This is a genomic window from Streptomyces anulatus (genome assembly GCF_014650675.1).
In the GTDB taxonomy this organism is placed as follows: domain Bacteria; phylum Actinomycetota; class Actinomycetes; order Streptomycetales; family Streptomycetaceae; genus Streptomyces; species Streptomyces anulatus.
Genome location: NZ_BMVK01000014.1, coordinates 176,644 through 201,104 on the forward strand (window position 1 = coordinate 176,644; position 24,461 = coordinate 201,104).

Below are 24,461 nucleotides of genomic sequence, written 5' to 3' on the forward strand. Positions count from 1 at the left end.
GCACCTTTCGGTCCTCGTCGACCTGCGTTCGGTCCTCGTTGACCGGCACTTCGCGATCACTTCGGGGGCGGAAAACGATCGGCCCCGCCGGTGAGGTGATCGACCGGCGGGGCCTGACGCTGCGGGGCGCTCCCCGGGGGAGCGCGGTGATCAGTCGGTGCGGTAGGCGACGACGAGGTAGAGCTTCTCGTCGGCGTCGGACGTGCTGCGCTTGCTGACCAGCCGCTTGGACTTGAAGAACCGCCCGTCCTTGTACAGGATCTCGGAGTGGTCGGTGGAGAAGCGGCGTTCCGCCTCCCGGACCGCCTCGTCGCTCGGGTTCTCCATCAGCAGGGTCTGCTTGAAGGTCTCGCCGTCGATGGAGACGATCTGGCCGCCCTTGTCGTACGGGGGCTCCTTGTACGCGATGACGTTGGTGCCGTCCATCCGCAGCGGGGTCAGGCTGTAGCGGTCGCCCGCGTCGGCCCGACCGCCGAGGAGCTTCCCGGTGGTCAGGTCGAAGGCGACGACCTCGTTGGTCTCGCCGTACTCGCTGGTGCCGTCGTGGTTCTCGGTCGGCACGTAGAGCCGGTTGTTGCCGACGGCCAGGTTCTGGCAGCGCTCGACCTCGGTGGAGCCGCAACGGGCCGCGTACTGCTCGGCGTCGGCGGGGATGCGCACGATCAGCTTGCCGGTCGCCGCGTCGATCGAGAAGAAGTCGGAGATGCCGCTGCCGTCGCCGGCGGTGTCGCCGACGTCGGCCGCGACCACCAGCGGCTTGGTGGAGACGATGCTCGCGTAGTCGACGCCCGCGGGCATCTGGTACGAGGACAGCGGCGCGCCGGTCGTCGGGTTCAGCGCCTGCACGGTGAGCTGCGGGCTGTCGGACGTGCCGCACTTGCGGACCACGGCGAGGGCCTCGCCGCCCGCGTAGCCGCGGTCGTAGCAGCCGTCCGCGCCGACCTTCGGCTTCCACAGCTCGGCGCCGTCGTCCAGCTTGAAGGCGGCGCCGCCCGAGGTGCCGCCCGCGGCGACGGTGGTCCCGCTGAGCGTGACCTCGTCGAAGCGGATCGGCTTGTCACCGCCGGTGGCGGAGGTGACGCCCTTGCTCCACAGGAGCTTGCCGGCGATCATGTCGATCACGCCGACCTGGTTGCACGACGGGTACTTGTTCGCCTTGGTCGCCTTGGTCTCCTCGAAGACGATCGCCGTCTTGAAGTCCTTGCTCATGTGCCGGGAGGCGGAGCAGACCTCGCCGGGCAGCGGAACGGACCAGAGCTTGGTGCCCTTGTCGCGGTCGTAGGCGGTGATCTCGGCGACGCCGGACTTCACGTACGCCTTGTCGGTGACCCAGGAGCCCATGACCGTGGTGATGTCGGTGACGACCGGCTCCGGGAGCTGGAAGGCGACCTCGGACTTGGTGTTGGCGGGCGCCTTCTCGTCGCCGCCGGCCAGGCCGTCGCCCTCGCCGCCCTTGGCCTCGCCGCCGGTGGCGCCGGACGAGGAGGCCTCGTTCGTGCCGCCCTTGTCGTCGCCGGTGGAGGCGTAGATGATCCCGCCGCCGATGATCAGCACCACGGCGACGGCCGCGGCGACGATGATCTGCATCTGGGTGGAGAACTTCTTGCCGCCGTCGCCGGCCGGCTGCGGCGCCCCGTACTGCGGCTGCATCGGCTGGGTCGGGTACCCGTAACCCTGCTGGGGCATCCCGGGCTGTCCGCCGGGCCCCTGCGGGTAGCCGTAACCCTGCTGCGGGGCATGGGGGTAGCCGTACCCGTTGGGCTGCGGCGCGGGCGGGGTGGGGTAGCCGCCCGCGGCCGGGGGCGGGGTGCCGTAGCCCCCGGCGGGCGCGTCCTGCGGGGCGGCGGGCTGCTGCGGCTGCTTGCCGAAGGGGTCCGCGGGCGGCGGGGTCGGCTGGCCGAACCCTCCCGGCGGCGGGTCCTGCGGCGCTCCGAACCCACCGGAGGGCGGACCGGCGGGCGGGGGCGTGTTCGGCGGCTGCTGCGGTGGCTGGGGCGGCTGGGTCATGGCGTGCGTACCTCGGGAGACGAGTGGGTGTGGGGGCGCGTGGGGCCGGGAGAGGCCGGCCGCGGTCGGATGCCGTGGCGAACCGTCACTTGGAGAACACCAGCATCGTCGACTGCTCCAGCTCTTCCTTGTCGTTGCTCGCGCTCACACGCTTGCTGAAGATGTAGGAGCGGCCGCCCTGGTAGAGGACCTTGGACGAGAAGAAGCCGTTCTCGATCCGGCCGGTCGACTCCGGGTGCTGAAGCAGCGTCTTGGGAGTGCCGCCGGTCGGCGGGATGGTCACGAGTGCGCCGGCGGCGTCGTACTTCGGCCGCATGTAGAGCAGCACGTTCCCGCCCTCCATGCCCAGCGGCTTCAGCACGCGCTCGGCCGGGGCGGGCGCCTCCCACTTGGGCTTGCCGGTGTTCAGGTCGAAGGCGATGACCTTGTTCGTCCGGGCGGTCCCGCTGCTGTCGTCCTCGGTCCCGATATAGAACGTGTTGGCGTCGGCGGCGACGCCGCTGCACCCTTCGAGCTTCTCGCCGAAGATCGCGAAGCTGCCCCCGCAGTCGACGGTGAGCTTGTCGCCCTTGGTGGGCGAGAGCTGCGAGCGGAGCTTGCCGCTCTCGGTGAGCGCGGCGATGCCGTACTGCTTCTTCTCCTCGTTGTCGAACCTGACGACGAGCGGGCTCACCGAGTAGACCTTGCTGACCTCCCAGCCGCGCGCGGGCTGGTACGTCCACTTGGCCTTGCCGGTGACCGGGTCCAGTTCCTGGACCTGGTGCTGCGGGTTCTTGACGTCGTCGGTGCGGCAGCTGGCCGCGGCGATCAGCTTCGCGCCGCCGGCGAAGGCGAAGGGCTTGCAGTTGCCCTCGGGGTTGCCGAACAGCTCCTTGCCGTCGCTGACGCGGTAGGCGTTGGAGTTGCTGGTGCGCCCCACCGTGACGGTGTCCCCGCTGATCGCCAGACCGATGTCCGACAGGAAGTCCCAGGTGCCGTTCTTCTTGACCGACTTCTTCCAGCCGGCCTTGCCGGTGTTGAGGTCGATCATCTGGAGGACGGAGCAGTCGGACCGATCGGTGGTGCCGTCCTTGACGCCGAGGACGAGCTTGCCATCGGCGGTCGCGGTGTTGGGCGCGGCGCACACGTCGGCGGGGAGCTCCAGGTTCCACTTCTTCTTGCCGTCGGTGACGGAGTAGCCGGAGACACCCCGGTACATGGCCTTGACGACCAGGTCTCCGGTGAACCAGGGGCCTTCGACGGCCGCGCCGCTGCGCGGCAGGTCGACGTCGTTCTTCTGGAGCCAGGCGACCTTGGCCTCGCCCGGCTTGCGTCCGGCGTTGAGGTCGCTGTCCACCTCGCGGCCGTCGCCGTTGCCGTCGCCCTCGTCGACCGTCGGCGACCCGCTGGGGGCCTTGGGGTCGTTGCTCGGGCCGGCGACGGGCTTCTTGGGGTCGTCACCGCTGTCGCTCACGAGGAACCAGGTGCCCGCACCGGCGACCAGGACCACGGCGAGCGCCGCCGCGACCACGACGCCGGTCTTGTTCTTGAGGAACCCGCCGGCGCCGGAACCCGGTCCGCCGGGCGCGGGGACTCCGGGGTACTGCTGCGTGGGGTAGCCGTGACCGGGCTGGGGCTGCTGACCGTACGGACCCGGAGCCTGCTGGCCGTACGGGCCGGGGGCCTGCTGGCCGTAGGGACCGGGCTGTTGGCCGTACGGGCCGGGGGCCTGCTGACCGTAGGGGCCGGGGGCCTGGCCGGGCTGCTGCGGGTAGCCGTAGCCGGGACCTGCCGGAGGCTGCTGCTGCGGGTAGCCGTACGCCGGAGTGCCCGGCGGGGGCGTCTGCGGCGGGCCTGCCGGTGCCGCCGGCGGCTGTGCGGGGGGCGGTCCCTGGGGCGGTTGGCCGGGCGGCGTCTGCGGCATTGCCGGGTTCGGCTGGTCCTGGGGCTGCTGAGGAGCTCCGTTCGGCGGCTCCTGCGGAGCACCGAAGCCTCCCTGCGGCGGTTGCTGGCTGGGCGGCTGGCTCATATCAGCACGTCCCCCTTCGTGCGGCCCGGTGCGCGAATCGGTCTCCCCCGCATTCCCAAGAGGGTCAATTCCCCTCGGAAAGGAGCGAATCGGGCATGGCTTCCGCGGTGTTACGACAGTCGGGCGGGGCTTCTTTGTACCACCCGTCCGCCACCGGGCACCGGTTCGGGCCAGCCCCTGTTCCCAAGGGAGAACCGCCTTGTGATGCCTCCGTTACGCCCGGGCGGAAGGTGATGGTCAGTCACCGAAGGCGATCATCGTCCGCAGGTCCATCTCCTCCTCGTCGGTCTCCGCGGTGATGTAACCGGAGGAGATCAAGGAGCGTCCGCCGACGAAGCGGATCGTGGGTTCGAACAGGCCGGTCACCGCCGTCGCCGCCGACGCCGGGTGCCGCAGGACCGGCCGCAGGGCGCCGCCCTGCGGGCCGAGCGCCATGATGCCGCCACCGTTCGGGGTCTCCTTCGTGGGCGGCGGGGTCAGGTAGAGCAGCACCTGGCCGTTCTCGACCCGCATCGGATGCAGCGTCTGCGCGGGCGGGGCCGGGACCTTCCACGTGGACTTGCCGGTGCTCAGGTCGAAGGCCACGACGGAATTGGTGAGCTCCCCGTCCGCGCCGGCGGCGGGCTTCGTGGCGAGGTAGAGCGTGTCGCTGTCGGCGGCCGCCCCGATGCAGTCGTCCAGGTTCTCGCCCGGCTCGCCGCACTGGACCTCGAAGTTCTCCTTGCCGGGAACGGGCTGGGCCCGGTAGGTGCCGTCGGGGTTCAGGAGCGCGATGGCCCACTTCTCGTTCAACTCGCCCTGCCGCAGGGAGACGACCGGCGGGTCGACGGAGTAGAACCGGTCGACCTTCCACCCCTTCTTGACCTGGTAGGTCCACACCGTCCTGCCGGTGGCCGGATCGATGCGCCGCACTTCCTCGTCGCCCACGTCGTCGTCACTCGGCCGCTTCCGGCAGTCGACCGCGGCGAGCGCGATGTCGCCGCTGGTGAGGCCGTACGGCTGGCAGGTTCCGGGCAGCGTGCCCCACAGGTGCTTTCCGTCGCTGATCCGGTAGGCGTCGGTGAGGGTGGTCCGCCCCACCGTCACGACGTCGCCGTTGATCGCCATGACGATGTGCGAGAGCCCGTCCTGCATGCCGGTCCGCTCGACCGTCGCCGTCCAGCCCGCCTTGCCGGTGGCCAGGTCGATCATCTGGAGCCTGTCGCAGGGCGCGCCGTCGCTGGTGTCGGCCCTGAGCGCGACGACGACCTTCCCGTCCGGGCTCGGCAGCGTGGGCGCGGCGCAGACGTCGGCCGGCAGGCGCAGACTCCACTTCCGCGTCCCGTCCTCGGCGGAATGGCCGGACGCCGTGCGGTACATGGCCTTGGCCACGATGTCGCCCGTGAGCCACGGGCCGTACACGCGCGCGCCTCCCTGCGGCAGGTCCACGCCGTTCTTCTCGACCCAGCGGACCTTCGCCTCGCCGTCCTTGCGGCCCTTGTTGAGCTCGTCGGCGCCCGCGGCCGGCGTCACCTGGGGGCCGGGCTTCTTCGAAGCCCCGCTCTCCTTCGCGACGGGCTTTCCGTCGTCGGCGCCGTCGCCGCCGGCCGCGAACCAGACGCCCGTCCCGATGACGAGGACCCCGGCGAGCACGGCCGCGACGAGAGCGGCGACCCGGCCCCGCGAACGCCCGCCGCCGCCGGGCCCGTCGGGCGGCGAGGAGGACGGGGGCCCCGGGTGACCGTGGGGAACGGTGGGCGGCTGCGGGTAGCCGTACGGCGGCTGGGACGGCTGACCGTAGGGGCCCGGCTGCGGCTGGTGCAGGGGCGGCACGGGGGCTCCGTACCTACCGGGCTGCGGTTCGAACGGGGCGCCGAAGCCTTCCGGCTCCCCCGGCCCGCCCTGCTGCGGCGGCGGCTGCGACATCGGTGTGGTCCCCCTCGAACGTACGGTCCCTGCCGTCCTGTTCTACCACCCGCCGCGGCGGTCCCCGTCAGGCGTCCTCGGCCAGCTCCAGCCAGCGCATCTCCAACTCGTCGCGCTCGGTGACGAGTTCGCGCAGCTCGGCGTCGAGCCCGGCGACCTTCTCGAAGTCGGTGGCGTTCTCGGCGATCTGGGCGTGCAGCTTGGTCTCGCGGGTGGAGAGCTTGTCGAGCTGCCGCTCGACCTTCTGCAGTTCCTTCTTCGCGGCGCGGGCCTCCTGCGCCGAGACCGCCGGGGCGGCGGCGGGGGCCGAGGACGGGCGGGGCGCGGCGGCGGAGGGGGTGGACTCCTCCTCCATCCGCTGCCGGCGCTCCAGGTACTCGTCGATCCCGCGCGGCAGCATCCGCAGGGCGCGGTCGCCGAGGAGCGCCATGACCCGGTCCGTGGTCCGCTCGATGAAGAACCGGTCGTGGGAGATCACGATCATCGACCCGGGCCAGCCGTCGAGGAGGTCCTCCAGCTGGGTCAGGGTCTCGATGTCGAGGTCGTTGGTGGGCTCGTCGAGGAAGAGAACGTTCGGCTCGTCCATCAGCAGCCGCAGGATCTGGAGCCGGCGGCGCTCACCGCCGGAGAGGTCGCCGACGGGCGTCCACTGCTTCTCCTTGGTGAAGCCGAACTGCTCGCAGAGCTGACCGGCGGTCATCTCGCGGCCCTTGCCGAGGTCGACCCGGTCGCGCACCTGCTGGACGGCCTCCAGGACCCGGAGGTTCGGGTTCAGCTCGGTGACCTCCTGGGAGAGGTAGGCGAGCTTGACGGTCTTGCCGACGACGACCTTCCCGGCGGCGGGCTGCTCGTCGCCCTGGGTGCGGGCGGCCTGGGCGAGCGCGCGCAGCAGCGAGGTCTTGCCCGCGCCGTTGACGCCGACCAGGCCGATGCGGTCGCCGGGGCCGAGCTGCCAGGTGAGGTGGGTGAGGAGGGTCTTGGGCCCGGCCTGGACGGTCACGTCCTCCAGGTCGAACACGGTCTTGCCGAGGCGGGCGTTGGCGAACTTCATCAGCTCGCTGGTGTCGCGCGGCGGCGGCACGTCGGCGATGAGCTCGTTGGCGGCCTCGATGCGGTAGCGCGGCTTGGAGGTACGGGCGGGGGCGCCGCGGCGCAGCCAGGCCAGCTCCTTGCGCATGAGGTTCTGCCGCTTGGACTCCTCGGTGGCGGCGATGCGCTCCCGCTCGGCGCGGGCGAACACGTAGTCGCTGTAGCCGCCCTCGTACTCGTGGACGGTGCCGCGCTGGACGTCCCACATGCGGGTGCAGACCTGGTCGAGGAACCACCGGTCGTGGGTGACGCAGACGAGGGCGGAGCGCCGGGTGCGCAGGTGGCCGGCCAGCCAGGAGATGCCCTCGACGTCGAGGTGGTTGGTGGGCTCGTCGAGGACGATCAGGTCCTGCTCGTCGATGAGGAGCTTGGCCAGCGCGATACGGCGGCGCTCGCCGCCGGAGAGCGGGGCGATGACGGTGTCGAGCCCGTGCTCGAAGCCGGGGAGGGCCAGGCCGCCGAAGAGCCCGGTGAGCACGTCGCGGATCTTGGCGCTGCCCGCCCACTCGTGGTCGGCGAGATCGCCGATGACCTCCTGGCGGATGGTCTTCGCCGGGTCCAGGGAGTCGTGCTGGGTGAGGACGCCGAGACGCAGCCCGCCGTTGTGGGTGACGCGGCCGGTGTCCGCCTCCTCCAGCTTGGCGAGCATCCGGATGAGGGTGGTCTTGCCGTCGCCGTTGCGGCCCACGACACCGATCCGGTCGCCCTCGGACACCCCGAGGGATACACCGTCGAGCAGGGCACGGGTGCCGTACACCTTGCTGACCTGCTCGACATTGACCAGATTGACGGCCATTTCACTCCTGCCTAGTGGGTTGATCGACCTTCCCAGGGTACGGCGCGGGGCATGGCCTGTTCTCCTCGCTCTCCGTCGACGGCCGCAGGGCGTGCGATAGCGTGCGCCGACCGATCTTGAGGCGGGTAAGGGGGGCCGGGGTGGCGGCAGCGGCATGGGAACGGTTCGTAGGGCACCGGTGGCTGCCGAAAGCGGCTGTGGTCGGCCTGGCAGCGGTGCTGGTGGCCGCGTTCGTCCTCGTACGGTCGGAGCGGCGCGACGCCCATAACGCCGGAGTCCTGGAAACGGCGTGCGGGGGCGTGCTGCCGCGCGAGACGGTGCGTGGGCTGCTGCCCGGGGACGAGACCTGGGAGCTCCACTCCGACCTGGACCTGACCGGGCCGTCCGGGCGCGGGCCGCGCACCCTGGTGCGGTGCTCGCTGGGCTGGGGCGGGTCCGGGGGTCTGGAGCTGGTGGCGGTGCCGGTGCTGGACGTTCCGCTGTCCGGTGTGCGGCCCGGGGACATCCTCTCCGCGAGCACCGCGAAGGAACCGGACTGGGCCACCGCGTACCGCACCGCCACCACCCAGGTCACCGTCGGCTGCCCCGCCGGTCTGCCCGGCTACCCGCGTCCGGTGACCCGCTTCCGGGTGCACGCCTCGTTGGACCACGACGACGGGTCGGAGGCCGCCGGGGCGGCGAAGGAGCTGGGGACGGTGGTGACGGCCGTCGCCGACCACGTACGGGACCGGGGCGGTTGCGGGGGCCCGGCGGTGAAGCCGTCGGACGTACGGCCGGGGCCGGGCCGCGTGACGGAGGACTCCGAGGACTCCGACGAGGTCCCGCGGGCCTGTCGCTGGTTCCGGCCGGGGATGCTCGACGGGAAGGCCCGGGGGCGCGACGACCGCGAACCCCGCGGCTTCACGGGCGACGACGCGGACGTCTGCTCCCTGACGGTGCCGCGTGCGAAGCCGGCGGACCGGCTGGACCACTTCGCCGGGGTGACCTCGGTGAGCTGGCGGGGCCCGCTGCTGCCCGAGGCGCGCACGGCGTACGGGGCCGAGCTGGCCGCCCTGTCCCCGGCCCCGGAACCGAAGAGCGGCGAGAAGTCGTACGTGCTGGCCGTCTGGGCCGAGTCCTCGTGCTCGGGAGGCCGGACGCTGAGCCGGGTGCGGGTGGAGACGGCCGCGTCCGCTCTCGCGGCCGGCCGGGCCGACCGGATTCTCGACGCGTATCTGGCCTCGTCCGACTGCCGTGCGGTGAAGGTCCTCGGGAAGGTGTGGAAGTGAGCGACGTCCGTTTCTGGCGCAGGCGGTGGGTGCGCCGCACGACGGCCTGGACCGTCACCGCGGTGGTGCTGGCAGGTGGGCTCTTCTGGGTCTCCGGCGGCTACGACTCCTGGCGCGCCGACCGGGCCCTGGACGCGGCCTGCGACGGCGATCTGGCGGCCGGTGCGGTGCGGGAGCTGTTCGACGGCATATCCCTGAGCTCGTCGGGCGGCTGGACCGACCGGCGGCACTGCACGGTCACGGCGTCCGACGACGACACGGACGCCGGGCTGGTGCTGTCGGCCCGGGAGTCGGACAGCCGGACGGTCGTCTGGGACGGCAGCGGGTACGACGCACCGCTGGGATACAACTGGACCGGATCATTCCGGTTCAATCCGGACGACGAGGACACGGACGAGGCGCAGGCCGTGCTGCTGCTGAGCTGCGGCAAGGAAACCGGTGACGGGCTGATGATCACGGCGGACGCCGACCTCGCCCGGGGCGGCTTCGACGACCCGGTGGCCCGGGAACGGCTCGTCTCCGTTCTCACGGAGACGGCGACGGCGTACGCGCGGCGGATCACGTGTGCGGCTCCGGCCGGCGGGCGGGTCAAGAGCGTCGGCGTCACCACGACCGCCAGGGACCACAAGCCCGTCGCCGCGGCGACGGGGAGCTGCGCGGGCGTGCTCGACGGGAAGACCGCCGCCCGGTGGGGCGTGCGCACGGCGACGGAGATCTCCGGGGCTCCGGCGCTCCTGGAGAACTGCACCCTGGGCGGGCTGCGCGGGGCACGGCTGTACGACTTCACCGCGTACTACGGACCTGCCGCCCAGGAGGTCCACGACGAACGGCGTTACGCACGGCGTGACGACGCCGACGACAGGGACACCGACGCGCCGAACGCCCGCTACTCGATGACCGCACGGTGCCCCGGGGCGAACGGAACCGCCGCGTTCCAGGTGGACACCCTCCGCGACGAGGACAACCCGAAGTTCACGGCGCTGACCGTGGACCACCGGGAGCTGCGGGCGGCCCTCCAGCGCTTCGCCGAGCGCTCGGCGAAGACGCACGGCTGCGAGGTGCCGCGGGCGGCCTAGCGGGCTGGTCTCCCGGCCCGTACACCGGTCCCCCGCCCCGCCCGCTCCACCAGCAGCCAGCCGCCCAGGGTCATCGCGACGGCGGCCGGGGCGCTGACCGGGATCGCGATCAGCAGGGCCGTGCGGCCGTCCAGCAGGCCGCCGAAGCCGACCATGGACAGGCCCAGCACGCCGAGCAGGCAGAGCGTCGCGCCGAGGGCCGCGAGGGGGCCGGCTCCCGTGGACCCGGCGGCTCCGGGCGGAGCGGAGACGGGGCGTTCGAAGGCGCGGAAGGCGGCGACGAGCCCGGCGGTGAGGGCCGCCGCGAGGGCGATCCGCAGCGGGACCTGGGCCCACCAGGCGGCCGACGCCGGTGCGGGCAGCTCGACGTCGAGGGCGAGCATCGCCCCGTACACCCCGAACATCGCGGTGAGGTGCCAGAGGAACGCGGTCATCGCCACCCCGTTGGCCGCCACCACCGTGCGCCAGACCCGGGGGCGCTCCAGCAGGCGGACCGCCGGGGCGCGGAGCAGTTCGACCGCGCCGACGAGCCAGAGGCCGTGGCAGAGCAGGGCGAGGGTGGGCGGGGCCATGTTGCTGACCTTCTCGCCGGGCATCCCGACCATGGACAGCGGGTACGGGCCGAACGCCACCAGCGCGCCGGCGGTGACCAGGCCCGCCCCGGCGAGGAGCGCGGGGCGGCGGATGCGGCCGTCGGCGCGCAGGAAGCCGAGCTGGTGGACGGCCAGCCAGACGAAGGCGAAGTTCAGGAACTCGACGTACGGGACTCCGGCCGCGAAGCGCAGCACGTCCACCGCGACCGCCGCCCCGGCCAGCCCGGCGAAGGCCCCCCAGCCGTACCGCTCGTGCAGCTTCAGCAGCGGCGGGGTGAACGCGACCATGGCCAGGTAGATCCCGATGAACCAGAGCGGCTGGGTCACCATGCGCAGGGTGACGCCGGTCAGTCCGCCGCCCCCGCCGAGGAGTTGGACCAGCAGCGCCGCCGCACCCCACACCAGGACGAAGACCATGGTCGGGCGCAGCAGCCGCTGGAGCCGGGCGCGGAGGAAGGCCGAGTAGACGGAGTCCTCGGACCCCCCGGCCCCCTCGGGCCGCTCGGGCCGCTTGCGGAGCAGGGAGCGGTAGGACAGCGCGTGGGAGAAGCCGCCGACGAAGAAGAACACCGGCATGACCTGGAGCAGCCAGGTCAGCGGCTGGAGCGCCGGGACGACGGCGAGCAGGTTGCCGACCCCGTCCGGGGTGACGGCGGCCATCAGCCAGTGGCCGAGCACGACCGCGCCGAGCGAGGCGACCCGCAGGAGGTCGACGTAGCGGTCCCGGGTGGCGGGCGTCGCCCCGGCCAGTTCACGAACACTTGATCCCATGGGCGTACGGTCGCGCGAGCCGGGCGGGGCGCGGCAGCGCGACCGTACTCAGATCCGGGGTGAGTACGAGAGGTCCGGGGGCGCGGAGGTCAGACGGTCTTCGCGCCCGGAGCGGGCGACACCGCCGTGCGCGCCTCGCGGCACGTTCCGGAGGCCGTCAGCGCGTCGGCCACCTTGCGGGCCGCCGACTCGTCCTCCACCAGGTACGCCGTCGTCGGCCCGGACCCGGAGACCAGGGCCGCCAGGGCACCCGCCTCCGTGCCCGCGGCCAGGGTCTCCGCGAGCGAGGGGCGCAAGGAGAGCGCGGCGGGCTGGAGGCCGTTGCTCAGGGCAGCGGCGAGTGCGCCGGAGTCGCCGGAGCGCAGGGCGGCGAGCAGCGCGGGCGACGCGGTCGGCTCCGGGACCTCGGTGCCGGCCGTGAGGCGGTCGAACTCCCCGTACACGGCGGGTGTGGAGAGACCGCCGTCCGCCACCGCGAAGACCCAGTGGAAGGTCCCGCCGACCTCGATCGGGGTCAGCTTCTCGCCGCGTCCGGTGCCGAGCGCGGCCCCGCCGACCAGGCTGAACGGCACATCGCTGCCCAGCTCCGCGCAGATGGCGAGGAGTTCGTCGCGGCTCGCGCCGGTCCCCCACAGGGCGTCGCAGGCGACGAGGGCCGCGGCCCCGTCGGCGCTGCCGCCCGCCATGCCGCCCGCGACCGGGATGTCCTTGGCGATGTGCAGGTGGACGGCGGGGTCGACGCCGTACCGCTCGGCCAGCGCGAGGGCGGCGCGGGCGGCGAGGTTGGTGGTGTCCAGCGGGACCTGGGCGGCGTCCGGGCCCGAGCAGGTGATGCGCAGCTCGTCGGCGGGGGTCGCGGTGACCTCGTCGTACAGGCCGACGGCGAGGAAGACGTTGGCCAGGTCGTGGAAGCCGTCGGGGCGGGCGGCGCCCACGGCGAGCTGGACGTTGACCTTGGCGGGGACGCGGACGGTGACAGCGGCGCTCACAGGACTCACAGGGCCGCCTCCGGCTTGTTCTCCGCGATCGCCGCGAACTCCTCCACCGTCAGCGCCTCGCCGCGCGCCTGCGGGGAGATCCCGGCGGCGACGAGCGCGGCCTCGGCGGCGGGCGCGGAGCCGGCCCAGCCGGAGAGGGCGGCGCGCAGCGTCTTGCGGCGCTGGGCGAAGGCGGCGTCCACGACGGCGAAGACCTCGGCGCGGCTCGCGGTGGTGGCGATGGGCTCCGTGCGGCGGACCAGGGAGACGAGCCCGGAGTCGACGTTCGGGGCGGGCCAGAAGACGGTGCGGCCGATGGACCCGGCGCGCTTGACCTCCGCGTACCAGTTGGCCTTCACCGACGGCACGCCGTAGACCTTGTTGCCGGGACGGGCGGCCAGCCGGTCGGCGACCTCGGCCTGGACCATGACGAGGGTCCGCTCGATGCTGGGGAAGCGCTCCAGCATGGTCAGCAGGACGGGCACGGCCACGTTGTACGGGAGGTTCGCCACGAGCGCGGTCGGGGCAGGGCCCGGCAGCTCGGTGACCAGCATCGCGTCGGAGTGGACCAGGGCGAAGCGGTCGGCGCGCCCCGGCATCCGGGCCTGGACCGTGGCGGGCAGCGCGGCGGCGAGCACCTCGTCGATCTCGACCGCGACGACGCGGTCCGCCGCCTCCAGCAGCGCCAGGGTCAGCGAGCCGAGCCCGGGGCCGACCTCGACGACGGTGTCGTCCGGGCGGACCTCGGCCGTGCGCACGATGCGGCGGACGGTGTTGGCGTCGATGACGAAGTTCTGACCGCGCTGCTTGGTGGGACGTACGCCCAGCTTCGCGGCCAGGTCGCGGATGTCTGCGGGGCCCAGGAGGGCGTCGGGCTCTGTGCTGCTCACCCGGTAAGCCTACGGCCGCAGTGGGGCCACGGACTCGCCCCCCGTTGCACGTACAGCTTCTTCGCCCGGTACGTCTGCTCGGCGGCGGGTGCGTCCTGGGGGCGGCCGCTGCCGCCGAGGGACTGCCAGGTCCGGGTGTCGAACTGGTACAGCCCGCCGTACGTCCCGCTCGGGTCGACCGCGCCGGGACGGCCGCCGGACTCGCAGGCGGCGAGCGCGGACCAGTTCAGCCCGTCCGCCCCGGCGGCCGACGCGGGGCGCTGCCGGGTGCCGGTGCGCACGACGCGGCTCACCGGCAGGTGGACCAGTTCCTCGGCGGTCCTGCGCGGTTTCTGCCGGACGCCGTTGACGGTCCGGACCGCGTACGTGACCCGGCGCACCCCGTTGCGGCCGGCCCGCTCGACGACCTCGGCGCCCCGGAACAGCCCGGGGTCCTCGCTCCGTTCGACGGCGTACGGGACCGTCTCGTCGCGCACCTCGCGGGTGTCGGTGATCCGCAGGACGGAGATCGTCTGGCCGTCGCGCGGGAAGCTCGCGGGGTCGACGGAGGTGGTGTCGTGGCCGTGCAGGGTGATGCCCGCCTCGGCGAGGGCCTCGTGGACGGTGGCGGCGTTGGTGCGCAGGGTGCGTTCCTGGCCGTCGGCCATGAACGTCACGGCGCGTTCGGTGCGGACGGTGAGGATCAGGCCGGTGCGGGCGATCCGCGCGGAGCGGGCGGCGGAGAGGTACGCGCCCTCGGCGCGGATCCCGAGGGCGCGCAGGGCCCCGGCCACGGTGTCGGCGGTCGTCCAGACCTGGCGGCGGGTGCCGTCGAGGGTGAGGGTGAGCGGCCGCCCGTGGCGGACGACGACCTCGTCGCCGTGGTCGAGGCCGGTGCCGGGGGCCGGGGAGACGACGTCGTGCGCGCCGACGGTGACGCCCTCCTCCTCCAGGAGACCGGTGACGTCGTCGGCGAAGGTGTGCAGGGTCCGGGGTGTGCCGTCGACGCTCAGCCGGACGGCCTTGTCGTGGGCGACGAACGCGGTGGTGCCGCCGGCCAGGAAGGCGACGACGAGGGCCTTCGGGACGAGGCGCCGCAGGCTCTCGGGGTGTGCGACGAGCGTCCGGCGGCGCTTGGGAGCCCGCCGGGCGCCGGCCCGGGTGGCGCCCTGCCGGGGCACCACGGGCGGCGGCGCGGCGAGCGGGACGTCGACCACCGTCGGAGCGTGGGCGGCCGGGCCTCGCGCGGGGACGATCCCGTCGGCGACGGTCAGCTGTTCGTGGAACGCGCCGGGGAACACCACCGGCACCGGGGCGGTCGGCGGAGGCGGCGCCACCGCCGTACGCCACCCGCCGCGCGCCGCCCGGTGACTGCCCTGCGAAGTACTCACGCCGCTCCCGAAGATCCGCCCGCCGCCACCCCGTCGTGCGCGGGGACGATAGCGGAGCCCCGGTGACTCTCCAAAGCGACACGACTACGCAGCGTGCCCGCACGGGCCCGGTCGGCGGTCAGAAATCAAACGCGCGCGCGGTGTTGTCGTAGATCGCGGCGGCGAGCACGTCCTCGTCCAGGCCCTTCACCTCGGCCATGGCGCGGAGCGTGACCGGAATGAGGTACGGCGCGTTGGGCCGTCCGCGGTACGGGGCGGGGGTGAGGAAAGGGGCGTCCGTCTCGACGAGGACCAGCTCGGTCGGGGCGACGGCCAGGGCGTCCCGCAGCGGCTGGGCGTTCTTGAAGGTCACGTTGCCCGCGAAGGACATGAAATACCCGGCCCGCGCGCAGATCCGGGCCATGTCGGCGTCGCCGGAGTAGCAGTGGAACACGGTCCGCTCGGGAGCGCCCGCGTCGAGCAGGACCCGCAGGACGTCCTCGTGCGCGTCGCGGTCGTGGATGACCAGGGCCTTGCCGTGCCGCTTGGCGATCTCGATGTGGGCCCGGAAGGACTCCTCCTGGGCGGCGATGCCCTCGGGTCCCGTGCGGAAGAAGTCCAGGCCCGTCTCGCCGACCCCGCGTACGTGGTCGAGGGCGGCCAGCGCGTCGATCTCCGCCAGCGCCTCGTCCAGCGCCGCCCTGCCGCCGGGCTCCCTCGCCCCCTGCCGCGCGGTGCCGTCGACATCCCCGTGGACGATGCGCGGGGCCTCGTTGGGGTGCAGGGCGACCGAGGCGTGGACGGCGGGGTGGGCGGCCGCGGTGTCGGCGGCCCAGCGGGAGCCCGCCACGTCGCAGCCGACCTGGACGACGGCTTTCACGTTCACCGCGGCGGCCCGGGCGAGGGCCACCTCGACGGTGGCGTCCTGCATGTCCAGGTGGGTGTGGGAGTCGGCGACCGGAACCCGCAGGGGCTCGGGCAGCGGCGGGGCTTCGGTACGGCTCATGCCGACGATCGTACGAGGGCCCCACCCTCGTACGATCGTCGGCCGCGGAAGCCACCCGGGCACGTCATCCGCAGCGGAAGGCCCACCCCGTCCGCGCCGGAAGGATCACGTCACCCGCAGTGGTTGGCACAGGTCACCTGCGGTGGTCGGTCCGTGTCACCCGTGGTGGCCGGTCCGTGTCACCTGCGGTGGAAGGGGTGGAACAGGTCGGACAGCCGCCAGTGGCGGGCCGGGGCGGCGGCGGTCGACACCGCCCGGTCCTTCGCGGCGGCCTCCGCCGCGCGCGGCGCCTGCTGCTTCCGCAGCAGTTCCTGGACGCCGGCGACCCGCCCCGCCCGCATGATGCGCACCACGTGTCCGCCGCAGTTGGTGCAGGTGGGCGTGGAGAGCGGGGACGGCACGCGCTCGCCGTCCGCCGTGTAGACGACGAAGGCGTGACCGTGGACGTCGACGTGGTGCTCTATCTCGTAGGACTGCTCCCAGCCGTACCCGCACTTCATGCAGGCGAAGGCATACGCCTCATGGACAGTGGTGGCTGCGATCTCGCTCATGCCTGCTCCTCTTGGCCGCGGGTCACGCGCTCCGGGGACGGGCGGCCCGCCCGAGGCTTTTCGAGCAGGTGGCCCGTCCCTTCCAGTGGACACCTCCACCCGTACGGACGCACCAGCTCAGGGCCAATGTTGGTGCGTTCTTGGCCTCCTTTGGGCGTCCTTTGCCGACGCATGGCGCTGGACTGGACCAGGGGAGGGCAGCGCGTGACCGCCCGGCCACCGAGCGCCCCCGAGCACGCCGTGCGCCGGACGTGAACGCGCCCGCGCACCACCCCCCGCCCACCCGGCTCTTTTCCTTGAATTCCCGGGCTTTATCCGCACTCCCACCCCATGAATTCACCATTCAATTGAAAACGCGATTTCCCCGGATGTCCCACGCCGATTTGCGGCAGCCCCATTCCTCCTTTTCACTCATTACGTCCACCCCATTTCCCACAGGACGGGGCACAACCCATGTTCACCACGGACACCACTGCCACCGACATCGAGCTCGACCTCGACGCCGCCCTCAACCCGGGCGAGGTCGAAGGTCTGTACCGCGACTCCCGTGAGTGCGCCTACCTCGCACTTCTCGCGGGCGGCGGCGCGCTGCTGCTCTCGCCCCCGACCCCGCGCCCGAAGAAGGGCTAGTCGACGGCACATGGACCAGACACATGCTTCGTCGCCCCTGGCGGGCGCCGTGCATGACCTGGCAACAGAGGTGGTCCTCGCTCTTCGGAGCGGGGACCACCTCGCCACGGTGTGCGGCGCGGCGGGAATCGACGAGGAGAATCGGACCGGAATCGCGGCGGCACGGGTCATCGGGGCCGACCTGCTGCTGCCCAGTGTTCTGTACGGACGTCATCCGCATCCGGGCGACGTCGCCGTACTCGACCGGGCGGTGCGGGAGTTCCCGCCCAAGCCCGACGCTCCGGCCGCCACGGCCTGGAGCCACTGGCACATGATCTCCACGCTTCAGCGGGTGACGCCGCCTCCACCGGGAGCGGCTGCTCGCGCGACGTACGCGGAGCCCGACGCGGCCTGGCTGGAGGAGGCCCCCTGGCAGGCGTTCACCCACCAGCTCTCGGTCCTCGCGCCGCTGGCCGTCCCGGCGGCCCCCTCGGCCGTGCAGCGCGCCGCGGCGAACCGGGCCGTCGACCTGTCGCGCGGCTTCGTCCGCGCGGTCCGGCGGCGCGACTGGCTCCAGGCGGCGGGCGCGGGCCGCTGGCTCGCGGCCATCGGCGGCGAACCGGCGACGCTGGGCCTGGAACGCGGCCTGGACTTCGTCGAGCTGATGGGCGGCCACGACCCCCGGGTCACCCTCCATGTGCGGGCCGCCCGGCTGCTCGCCGAAGCGAGGGCACGGTGACCACGACCGCGACGCAGGACCCCTCCCAGGACCGCCCGGCCGGGGGGCCGCGGGGTCGCCCGGGGCCGGGGCCCGGGGGCGCGGCCCGCCGGGAGCACCCGGCCCCCGGCGCCGCGCTCGCCGTCCTCCCCGGCGTCCTGCGCGGAGCGCTCGCCTGGACGGACGCGCACCGGGCGCACTTCACGCTCCCCGACGACGTCCTGGAACCCCACACCCAGGTCAACGCCACGCTGAAGCCGCTGGGCGAACTGGCCCAGCTCGGCTCCACGATCCGCCGCACCACGGACCCGGGCACCCCGGAACACGAGCTGGCCGGGGACCTCGTCGCGTACGCCTGGGAGCAGACGGCGGCGGGCGAACTGCTCCTGGAGCTGCTGCGCGCCGAGCCGTTCGCCGCGTACCCGTACGAGATCTACGCCGCCTTCGCCGGGTACGGGCTGCGCCACGAGGGCTTCGAGGCCCTGGCCGGCCCGCTCACCGCGACCCGCGCCTGGGCCCACACCGAGCAGCACGCCAACCGGCAGCTGGGGCTGGTCAACTCCGAGCGGCGCGTCGGCGTGGTGACCCACACCGACGCGGGCGCGGTCCTGTCCCGGACCTGGCTGGGCGGCCTGTCGGAGCCGTGGATGTTCGAGGGCCCCTCCGGCTACGCGCTGACCCACACCGTCTTCCACCTCACGGACTGGGGCCGGATGCCGGACCGGGTCCCCGGGAGGATCGACGGCTATCTGCGGACCTGGCTGCCCGCGTGGGCCGACGGCTGCCTGGAGAGCGGGCAGTGGGACCTGACCGGCGAGCTGCTGGCGGTGGCGGCGTCGCTGCCGGGCCCGGCCCCGGCGGCCCTGCTGGACGCGGTCTGGCCGGTGCTCGCCGACGTACAGCATCCGACCGGCTGCGTCCCGGAGACCGGCGTACCGGTCGAGGATCCCGCGCCGGACCCGTATCCCTTCATCGACTGCTACCACTCCACGCTCGTGACGGCCTTCGCCGCGGCCCTGTCCCTGAGGTCGCTGCGGTCGCCGGGGCAGACGGACGGGTCCGTGCCCGGCCGGGAAAGGCGGACCGCATGAGCAGCGGCATCCAGCAGATCCACGACGTGGGGGCGAAGGCCCTGGGCTGGCTGTACGAACACCGGGAGGGATTCCGGCTGGAGGCCGACCCGTCCCCGGAGGCGGGGATGCTGGACCGCTTCAAGCCGCTGGGCGAGCTGGCGCTGATCGGCAAGGTCATCTTCCGCGAGGGCGTGGCCGGCTCGCAGCAGTCCTCCCTGGCCCACAAGCTCCTGGACCACGCCTGGCACGAGCTGCTGGACTCCGGGGCCCGGCTGCTGGAGGGCCAGCGGCGCGAGCCGCTCTCGCCGGTGCCGCTGGAGGTCTACGTACCGTTCCGGGAGCTCGGCTACCGGCAGCCGGACCTGGAGTCCGCGATCCGCCTCAACCACCGGCTGTCCAGCTGGGCGGCGCTGGAGGTGCTGCCGGTGCGGCGGCTCGGGCTGAGCGCGATCGAGCGGCGGTTCGGGGCGGAGCCGAGCGTTCCGGAGACGGCCGCGCTGGCGCACACCTGGCTGGCGCGGCGGCCGGAGCCGTGGACGGTCGAGGGCCATATCGGCTACGACATCACGCACACGGTGTTCCACCTCACCGACTGGGGCGAGAAGCCGGCCGGGCTCCCGGCCGACATCGCGGAGTATCTGGCCCTCTGGCTGCCGGTCTGGCTGGACGACTGGCTGGACCTGAAGCGCTGGGACCTGCTGGGCGAGCTGCTGGTCGTCGACGCGTGTCTCCCCGAACCGACGCTGGACCCGGCGGCCTGGCAGGGGTTCGCGCAGGCCCAGCAGCCGGACGGGGCGATGCCGGTGGTCGGCGGGATGCCGGAGGGGGACGAGGAGTCGGTGTTCGACCTCGTCTACCACCCGACGCTGGTCGCCGCGTTCGCCTCGGCGCTCGCGATGTCCCGCGCCCTGTCCGACCTCAGCGCGACGCCGGCCCCGGCATGACGGACGTGACGGCGGTCCGTGTGGACACCCCCGGCTCCCCTGCCACCGCCCGCCTCCTGGCCGAGGCGGCCCGGGCGGTCGACGCGCCGGACCTGGTGCTCGCGGTCAGCCGGAACGGGGTGCGCACCGTCCACACCGGGGGGAGCGGGGAGCCCGGCCCGGTCCCCCGTGAGCTGCTGGGCCACGAGCTGGGTTCGGCATCGAAGCCGTTCGCCGGGCTGCTGCTGGCCCGGCTGGTGGCGCAGGGCCGGGTGCGGTACGCGGACCGGGCGGCGGACCTGCTGGCCCCGGGCTTCCCGGTGCACCCGGCGGTGCGCCGGATCACCCTGCGCCATCTGCTCACCCACACCTCGGGGCTGCCGGGGCTGCCCGCCGACTTCTACCCGCAGGCGGTGCCCCGCTGGTCCACCGACCCGTACGGCGGCTATCCGGCCGACCGGGTGGTCCGGGCCTTCCTGCGGGCCCGCCCGCGCCACCGGCCCGGGACCCGCTGGCACTACTCGAACTTCGCCGTCTCGGTCCTCGGCCACACCCTGGCGGCGGCCACCGGCACGCCGTGGGAGGTCCTGCTGCACCAGCAGGTGCTGGCCCCGCTCGGCCTGGACGCGACCCGGGTGCGCCCGGGGCCGGAGGGCGCGGACGCGGTCGGCCACCGCCGCGACGGGACGCCGGTGCCCGCGCTGGACACCGGGGGCTTCACGGCGGCGGGCGCGGTCCGGGCGACCCCGCTGGACCTGCTGACGTTCCTGGAGGCGCATCTGGGCGGGCCGGACCCCCGGGACCCGGCGCCCCGGGACCCGACGCTGAGCGCCGCGCTCACCGACGTGTGCCGCCCCCTGCTGCGGCGCGGCTGGCGCCACGCCCACACCCATACGCTCACGTGGTTCCACCACCCGTCCCCGTACGGCCCGGTCCTCTTCCACGCGGGGGCGACCCTGGGCCAGCAGGCGTTCCTGGGTTTCCGCCCGGACACGGGGCTCGCGGTGGCGGCGACGGCGACCCGGCGGGTGCACCGGGCGGACACGTTCGTGGCGACGGCGTACGGCCTGCTGACGGAATCGCCGTAACTACCGGGGCTTCCCCGCCCCTGTAGGCGCTACGGCGTCGGCGGGGCGCTCTTCCCCGCGCCCTTCTCCGCGTTCTTGGCGGCGACCACCGCGTCGAAGACGTCCCGCTTGGGCAGCCCGGCGGCGGCGGCGACGGCGGCGATCGCCTCCTTGCGCCGCTCCCCCGCCTCCTCGCGCACGCGCACGCGCCGCACCAGCTCCTCGGCGTCCAGCCCCTCGTCGCCGGATTCGGTGGCGCCCTCCACGACGACGGTGATCTCTCCGCGTACGCCGTCGGCGGCCCACACGGCCAGCTCGCCGAGCGGGCCGCGCTTGACCTCCTCGTACGTCTTGGTCAGCTCCCGGCACACCGCGGCGCGGCGGTCGGCGCCGAAGACCTCGGCCATGGCGGCGAGGGTGTCGTCGAGCCGGTGAGGGGCTTCGAAGAAGACCATGGTGCGCCGCTCGTCCCCGACCTCCCGGAGCTTGGAGAGGCGTTCCCCTGCCTTGCGCGGCAGGAACCCCTCGAAGCAGAACCGGTCGACGGGCAGCCCGGAGAGGGCGAGCGCGGTGAGGACGGCACTCGGCCCGGGCACGGCGGTGACGCGGATCTCCTTCTCCACGGCGGCGGCGACGAGCCGGTAGCCGGGGTCGGAGACGGACGGCATGCCCGCGTCCGTGACAAGCAGCACCCGGGCGCCACCGACGAGCGCCTCGACCAGCTCCGGCGTACGGGCGGACTCGTTCCCCTCGAAGTAGGAGACGACACGCCCCGAGGTGTGGATGCCGAGCGCCTGGGTGAGCCGACGCAGCCGCCGGGTGTCCTCGGCGGCGACGACGTCGGCCCGCTCCAGTTCGGCGGCGAGGCGTGGCGGGGCGTCCGCCACGTCACCGATGGGGGTCCCTGCGAGCACGAGCGTTCCAGTCGTTCCAGTCACATCAGCCATCCTCGCAGCACGGGCAACGCCCTTCGCACAGATGCGTTCCCTACGATGGCGCGGTGACGAGTACCGCACCCGAGACCCAGCGGGGCCAAGACGCCGGGGACCCGCTCGGCGAACAGCCGACCTCCTGGCAACGGCGGCTGCGCCGCTTCGGCCATGTTCCCCGCCCGGAGATCTCTCTCCGCGACCGGCTGGACCCGCCGTACACGCGGCCCGGACGGCAGGTGTGGTCGGTGCTCGCGATCCCGCCGCACGTCGCCGACCGGCTGGTCCGGTGGTCCGGCTGGGGCGGCCCGCTGCTGGTGACCCTGGTCGCCGGGCTGCTGCGCTTCTGGAAGCTGGACCAGCCGCACGCGGTGATATTCGACGAGACGTATTACGCGAAGGACGCGTGGGCGCTGGTCAACCAGGGGTACGAGGGGTCCTGGCCCAAGGACGTCGACAAGCTGATCCTGAAGGACCCCTCCTCCGTCCCGATCCCGACCGACCCGGGCTATGTGGTGCATCCGCCGGTCGGCAAGTGGATCATCGGGCTCGGCGAGCAGATGTTCGGCTTCACGCCGTTCGGCTGGCGCTTCATGGTGGCGGTGCTGGGCACGATCTCCGTGCTCCTGCTGTGCCGGATCGGCCGGCGGCTGTTCCGCTCCACGTTCCTGGGCTGTCTGGCGGGGCTGCTGCTCGCGGTGGACGGGCTGCACTTCGTGATGAGCCGGACCGCGCTGCTCGACCTGATCGTCATGTTCTTCGTGCTGGCCGCGTTCGGCTGCCTGGTGGCCGACCGGGACCATGCCCGCCGCCGACTGGCCGACGCGCTGCCGGTGGACGAGGAGGGGGTGCTGCGCCCGGACGCCCGGGTCGCGGAGACCCTGCGCCTGGGGTGGCGGCCGTGGCGGCTGACGGCGGGCGTGATGCTGGGGCTGGCCTTCGCCACGAAGTGGAACGGCCTCTACGTCCTGGCCGCGTTCGGCCTGATGACGGTCCTGTGGGACGTCGGCGCGCGCCGCACGGCAGGGGCCGTGCACCCGTACCAGGCGGTGCTGCGCCGGGACCTGATCCCCGCCTTCGTCTCCACGGTCCCGGTGGCGATCGTCACGTACGTCGTGTCCTGGACCGGCTGGATCGTCACGGACAAGGGCTACTACCGCAACTGGGCGGCCACCGAGGGCAAGGACTCCTCCTGGAGCTGGCTGTTCCCGGACTGGCTGCGCAGCCTGTGGCACTACGAGAACCAGGTGTACGACTTCCACGTCGGCCTGACCTCGGGCCACACGTACGAGTCCAACCCGTGGAGCTGGCTCGTACTGGGCCGGCCCGTGTCGTACTACTACGAGGAACAGGCGGGCTGCAAGGAGTCGGCGACCGGCAAGTGCGCCAGCGAGGTCCTCGCCATCGGCACCCCGCTGCTGTGGTGGCTGGCGTGCTTCGCCCTCGCGTACGTCGTCTGGCGCTGGTTCTTCCGCCGCGACTGGCGGGCGGGCGCCATCGCCTGCGGTGTGGTGGCGGGCTGGCTGCCCTGGTTCTTCTACCAGGAGCGGACGATCTTCCTCTTCTACGCGGTGGTGTTCGTCCCGTTCCTGTGTCTGGCCGTGACGATGATGCTGGGCGCCATCGCGGGCCCGGCGGCGGGCACGGGCACCCGGGCCGAACTGGGCCTCACCACCGAGGACCCCACCGGCGAACGCCGCCGCACGCTGGGGGCCATCGCGGTGGGCGTGCTGGTGCTCCTGATCGTCTGGAACTTCATCTATTTCTGGCCGCTGTTCACGGGGACGTCGATCCCGGAGGACCTGTGGCGGGACCGGATGTGGCTGGACACCTGGGTCTAGCTGGGGAAACGGCGGGTCCGACACCGGCTGGTGTCGGACCCGCCGTGGTCGTTGGTGGTGGTAGTGGGCCGTCTGCGGGCCCTCCCTCGACGGCCCACAGACGGCCCGGGAGGACGAGTTCACCAAGCGGCGCGGATGCGCTCTCTCCACTGTGCGGCGAGCGACCGTACCTGATCGCATTTTCCTTAACGCGCTACGGAAGTCCCGGAGTCAAGGAACGACACGCCGGAAGAGCCGAAAATCGGTCGAACCCTAGATCTAGTGGTTGGATTGATCCTGCTACCAGGAAGTTGTGGTCGCGGTTCATTCGTGCCGTGGTCAACGCCTAGACTTCGGGTAGTTCGTCTGACGCGTGGCTCCAGGGGGTCGCGACGGTACGCCCGTCGTGCTCGCGACCTCCCCGGTTCCACACGACGGGCGGATAGCAGGACAAGTTCATATGAGCAACGCGGACAGTGACGGACATGATCCTCATCCCTCGGACGAGAATCGTGAGCCGGAGCTGAGTCGGGGCTCATCTAACGACAAGCGTTCGCCTGCGGACATCATCTTGGTGATGTTCGCTGACGAAGTCTCTGACTGGATCCTCCAGGCAGGGCGCTGGCTGCTGGAGCAGATCATCAGCAGCCTGTAACGCACTCTGCCCCCAGGCGCGGCTACGCCAAGGGGCAGTGGTCACAGGATGAATCCCGCGAGTGATGTGCAGCAGCCCCTTCTACAACCAGTGGCGGGGGCTGTTGCTGTTTCTACAGCCTAGGCTGTAGCTACGTCTTTACCGTAGCGCACTGACAAGAAGCTGTAGTGCTAGCCCTCTCTTGTCGCCAGTACTAGCTCCGTCCTTTGCACTGTCAGCTGCTACCGGTTGCAGAGGGTAGACGTGTATGCCCAGGTAGAAGCCCTACCTGCGACATCTGTGCTTGCCCTCACACCAAGCAAACCACTGCACTGACACTGCCTGCACTGGCACTGCACTCACACTCGCCACTGCACTCACACTGCCAGCACTGGCACTGCA

Annotated in this window: 20 protein-coding genes; 9 read left to right on the plus strand and 11 right to left on the minus strand. The window is 72.8% G+C overall.

Features of this window, described 5'->3' with window-relative positions:
• Positions 1–150: 150 nt before the first annotated feature.
• The 4 genes from IE272_RS29000 to IE272_RS29015 form a co-directional block, all read right to left on the minus strand.
• On the minus strand, positions 151–2,007 hold the full coding sequence (locus tag IE272_RS29000) for an outer membrane protein assembly factor BamB family protein (protein WP_190008789.1): 1,857 nt from the start codon (positions 2,005–2,007) through the stop codon (positions 151–153).
• A gap of 85 nt (positions 2,008–2,092) precedes the next feature.
• Positions 2,093–4,015, minus strand: coding sequence for an outer membrane protein assembly factor BamB family protein (locus IE272_RS29005; protein ID WP_056703639.1), 1,923 nt, complete (start codon positions 4,013–4,015; stop codon positions 2,093–2,095).
• Positions 4,016–4,252: 237 nt separating this feature from the next.
• Positions 4,253–5,920, minus strand: a complete 1,668-nt coding sequence (locus tag IE272_RS29010) for an outer membrane protein assembly factor BamB family protein (RefSeq protein ID WP_190008791.1) — start codon at positions 5,918–5,920, stop codon at positions 4,253–4,255.
• Between the two features lie 67 nt (positions 5,921–5,987).
• A complete protein-coding gene (locus IE272_RS29015) occupies positions 5,988–7,805 on the minus strand; it encodes an ABC-F family ATP-binding cassette domain-containing protein (RefSeq protein ID WP_050358892.1) in 1,818 nt (605 codons plus the stop codon).
• Between the two features lie 140 nt (positions 7,806–7,945).
• Here IE272_RS29015 and IE272_RS29020 point away from each other — a divergent pair, with 140 nt between their 5' ends.
• Positions 7,946–9,073 (plus strand): hypothetical protein, encoded by a 1,128-nt coding sequence (locus tag IE272_RS29020; protein WP_190008793.1) that lies wholly within the window; start codon positions 7,946–7,948, stop codon positions 9,071–9,073.
• Entirely contained in the window at positions 9,070–10,149 is a 1,080-nt protein-coding gene (locus tag IE272_RS29025) for a hypothetical protein (protein WP_190008795.1), read from the plus strand. Before IE272_RS29020 ends, IE272_RS29025 begins: the two co-directional genes overlap by 4 nt.
• On the opposite strand, the gene IE272_RS29030 is transcribed toward IE272_RS29025, so the two are convergent.
• The 6 genes from IE272_RS29030 to IE272_RS29055 all read right to left on the minus strand — a co-directional run bounded on the left by IE272_RS29030 (position 10,146) and on the right by IE272_RS29055 (position 16,286).
• Positions 10,146–11,513, minus strand: coding sequence for an acyltransferase family protein (locus IE272_RS29030; protein ID WP_190008797.1), 1,368 nt, complete (start codon positions 11,511–11,513; stop codon positions 10,146–10,148). The two genes, IE272_RS29025 and IE272_RS29030, sit on opposite strands and share 4 nt — an antisense overlap.
• An 89-nt stretch (positions 11,514–11,602) precedes the next feature.
• Positions 11,603–12,502: a 4-(cytidine 5'-diphospho)-2-C-methyl-D-erythritol kinase gene (locus IE272_RS29035; RefSeq protein ID WP_056703623.1), complete on the minus strand. Its 900-nt coding sequence runs from the start codon at positions 12,500–12,502 to the stop codon at positions 11,603–11,605.
• A 5-nt stretch (positions 12,503–12,507) separates the two neighbouring features.
• Entirely contained in the window at positions 12,508–13,380 is an 873-nt protein-coding gene (gene rsmA / locus IE272_RS29040) for a 16S rRNA (adenine(1518)-N(6)/adenine(1519)-N(6))-dimethyltransferase RsmA (RefSeq protein WP_050358885.1), read from the minus strand.
• A complete protein-coding gene (locus tag IE272_RS29045; protein ID WP_190008818.1) occupies positions 13,377–14,663 on the minus strand; it encodes a resuscitation-promoting factor in 1,287 nt (428 codons plus the stop codon). Before IE272_RS29045 ends, rsmA begins: the two co-directional genes overlap by 4 nt.
• Before the next feature lie 205 nt (positions 14,664–14,868).
• A complete protein-coding gene (locus IE272_RS29050; protein ID WP_190008799.1) occupies positions 14,869–15,735 on the minus strand; it encodes a TatD family hydrolase in 867 nt (288 codons plus the stop codon).
• 179 nt (positions 15,736–15,914) lie between these two features.
• Positions 15,915–16,286 (minus strand): hypothetical protein, encoded by a 372-nt coding sequence (locus tag IE272_RS29055; RefSeq protein WP_050358882.1) that lies wholly within the window; start codon positions 16,284–16,286, stop codon positions 15,915–15,917.
• Between the two features lie 453 nt (positions 16,287–16,739).
• Here IE272_RS29055 and IE272_RS29060 point away from each other — a divergent pair, with 453 nt between their 5' ends.
• The 5 genes from IE272_RS29060 to IE272_RS29080 are packed head-to-tail and all read left to right on the plus strand — an operon-like array spanning position 16,740 to position 20,697.
• Positions 16,740–16,916: a hypothetical protein gene (locus IE272_RS29060; RefSeq protein ID WP_007455151.1), complete on the plus strand. Its 177-nt coding sequence runs from the start codon at positions 16,740–16,742 to the stop codon at positions 16,914–16,916.
• 10 nt (positions 16,917–16,926) lie between these two features.
• A complete protein-coding gene (locus IE272_RS29065; protein WP_190008801.1) occupies positions 16,927–17,634 on the plus strand; it encodes a hypothetical protein in 708 nt (235 codons plus the stop codon).
• Positions 17,631–18,704: a DUF6895 family protein gene (locus IE272_RS29070; RefSeq protein WP_050358880.1), complete on the plus strand. Its 1,074-nt coding sequence runs from the start codon at positions 17,631–17,633 to the stop codon at positions 18,702–18,704. Before IE272_RS29065 ends, IE272_RS29070 begins: the two co-directional genes overlap by 4 nt.
• On the plus strand, positions 18,701–19,630 hold the full coding sequence (locus tag IE272_RS29075; protein ID WP_050358879.1) for a DUF6895 family protein: 930 nt from the start codon (positions 18,701–18,703) through the stop codon (positions 19,628–19,630). The genes IE272_RS29070 and IE272_RS29075 overlap by 4 nt, the downstream gene beginning before the upstream one ends.
• Positions 19,627–20,697, plus strand: a complete 1,071-nt coding sequence (locus IE272_RS29080; RefSeq protein ID WP_050358878.1) for a serine hydrolase domain-containing protein — start codon at positions 19,627–19,629, stop codon at positions 20,695–20,697. Before IE272_RS29075 ends, IE272_RS29080 begins: the two co-directional genes overlap by 4 nt.
• Before the next feature lie 29 nt (positions 20,698–20,726).
• On the opposite strand, the gene rsmI is transcribed toward IE272_RS29080, so the two are convergent.
• On the minus strand, positions 20,727–21,623 hold the full coding sequence (rsmI, locus tag IE272_RS29085; RefSeq protein WP_229897790.1) for a 16S rRNA (cytidine(1402)-2'-O)-methyltransferase: 897 nt from the start codon (positions 21,621–21,623) through the stop codon (positions 20,727–20,729).
• A 53-nt stretch (positions 21,624–21,676) separates the two neighbouring features.
• Between rsmI and IE272_RS29090 the strand changes: the two genes are divergently transcribed.
• Positions 21,677–23,446, plus strand: coding sequence for a dolichyl-phosphate-mannose--protein mannosyltransferase (locus tag IE272_RS29090; RefSeq protein ID WP_056703597.1), 1,770 nt, complete (start codon positions 21,677–21,679; stop codon positions 23,444–23,446).
• A 439-nt stretch (positions 23,447–23,885) separates the two neighbouring features.
• Positions 23,886–24,080: a hypothetical protein gene (locus IE272_RS29095; protein WP_190008803.1), complete on the plus strand. Its 195-nt coding sequence runs from the start codon at positions 23,886–23,888 to the stop codon at positions 24,078–24,080.
• The last annotated feature ends 381 nt before the right edge of the window (positions 24,081–24,461 follow it).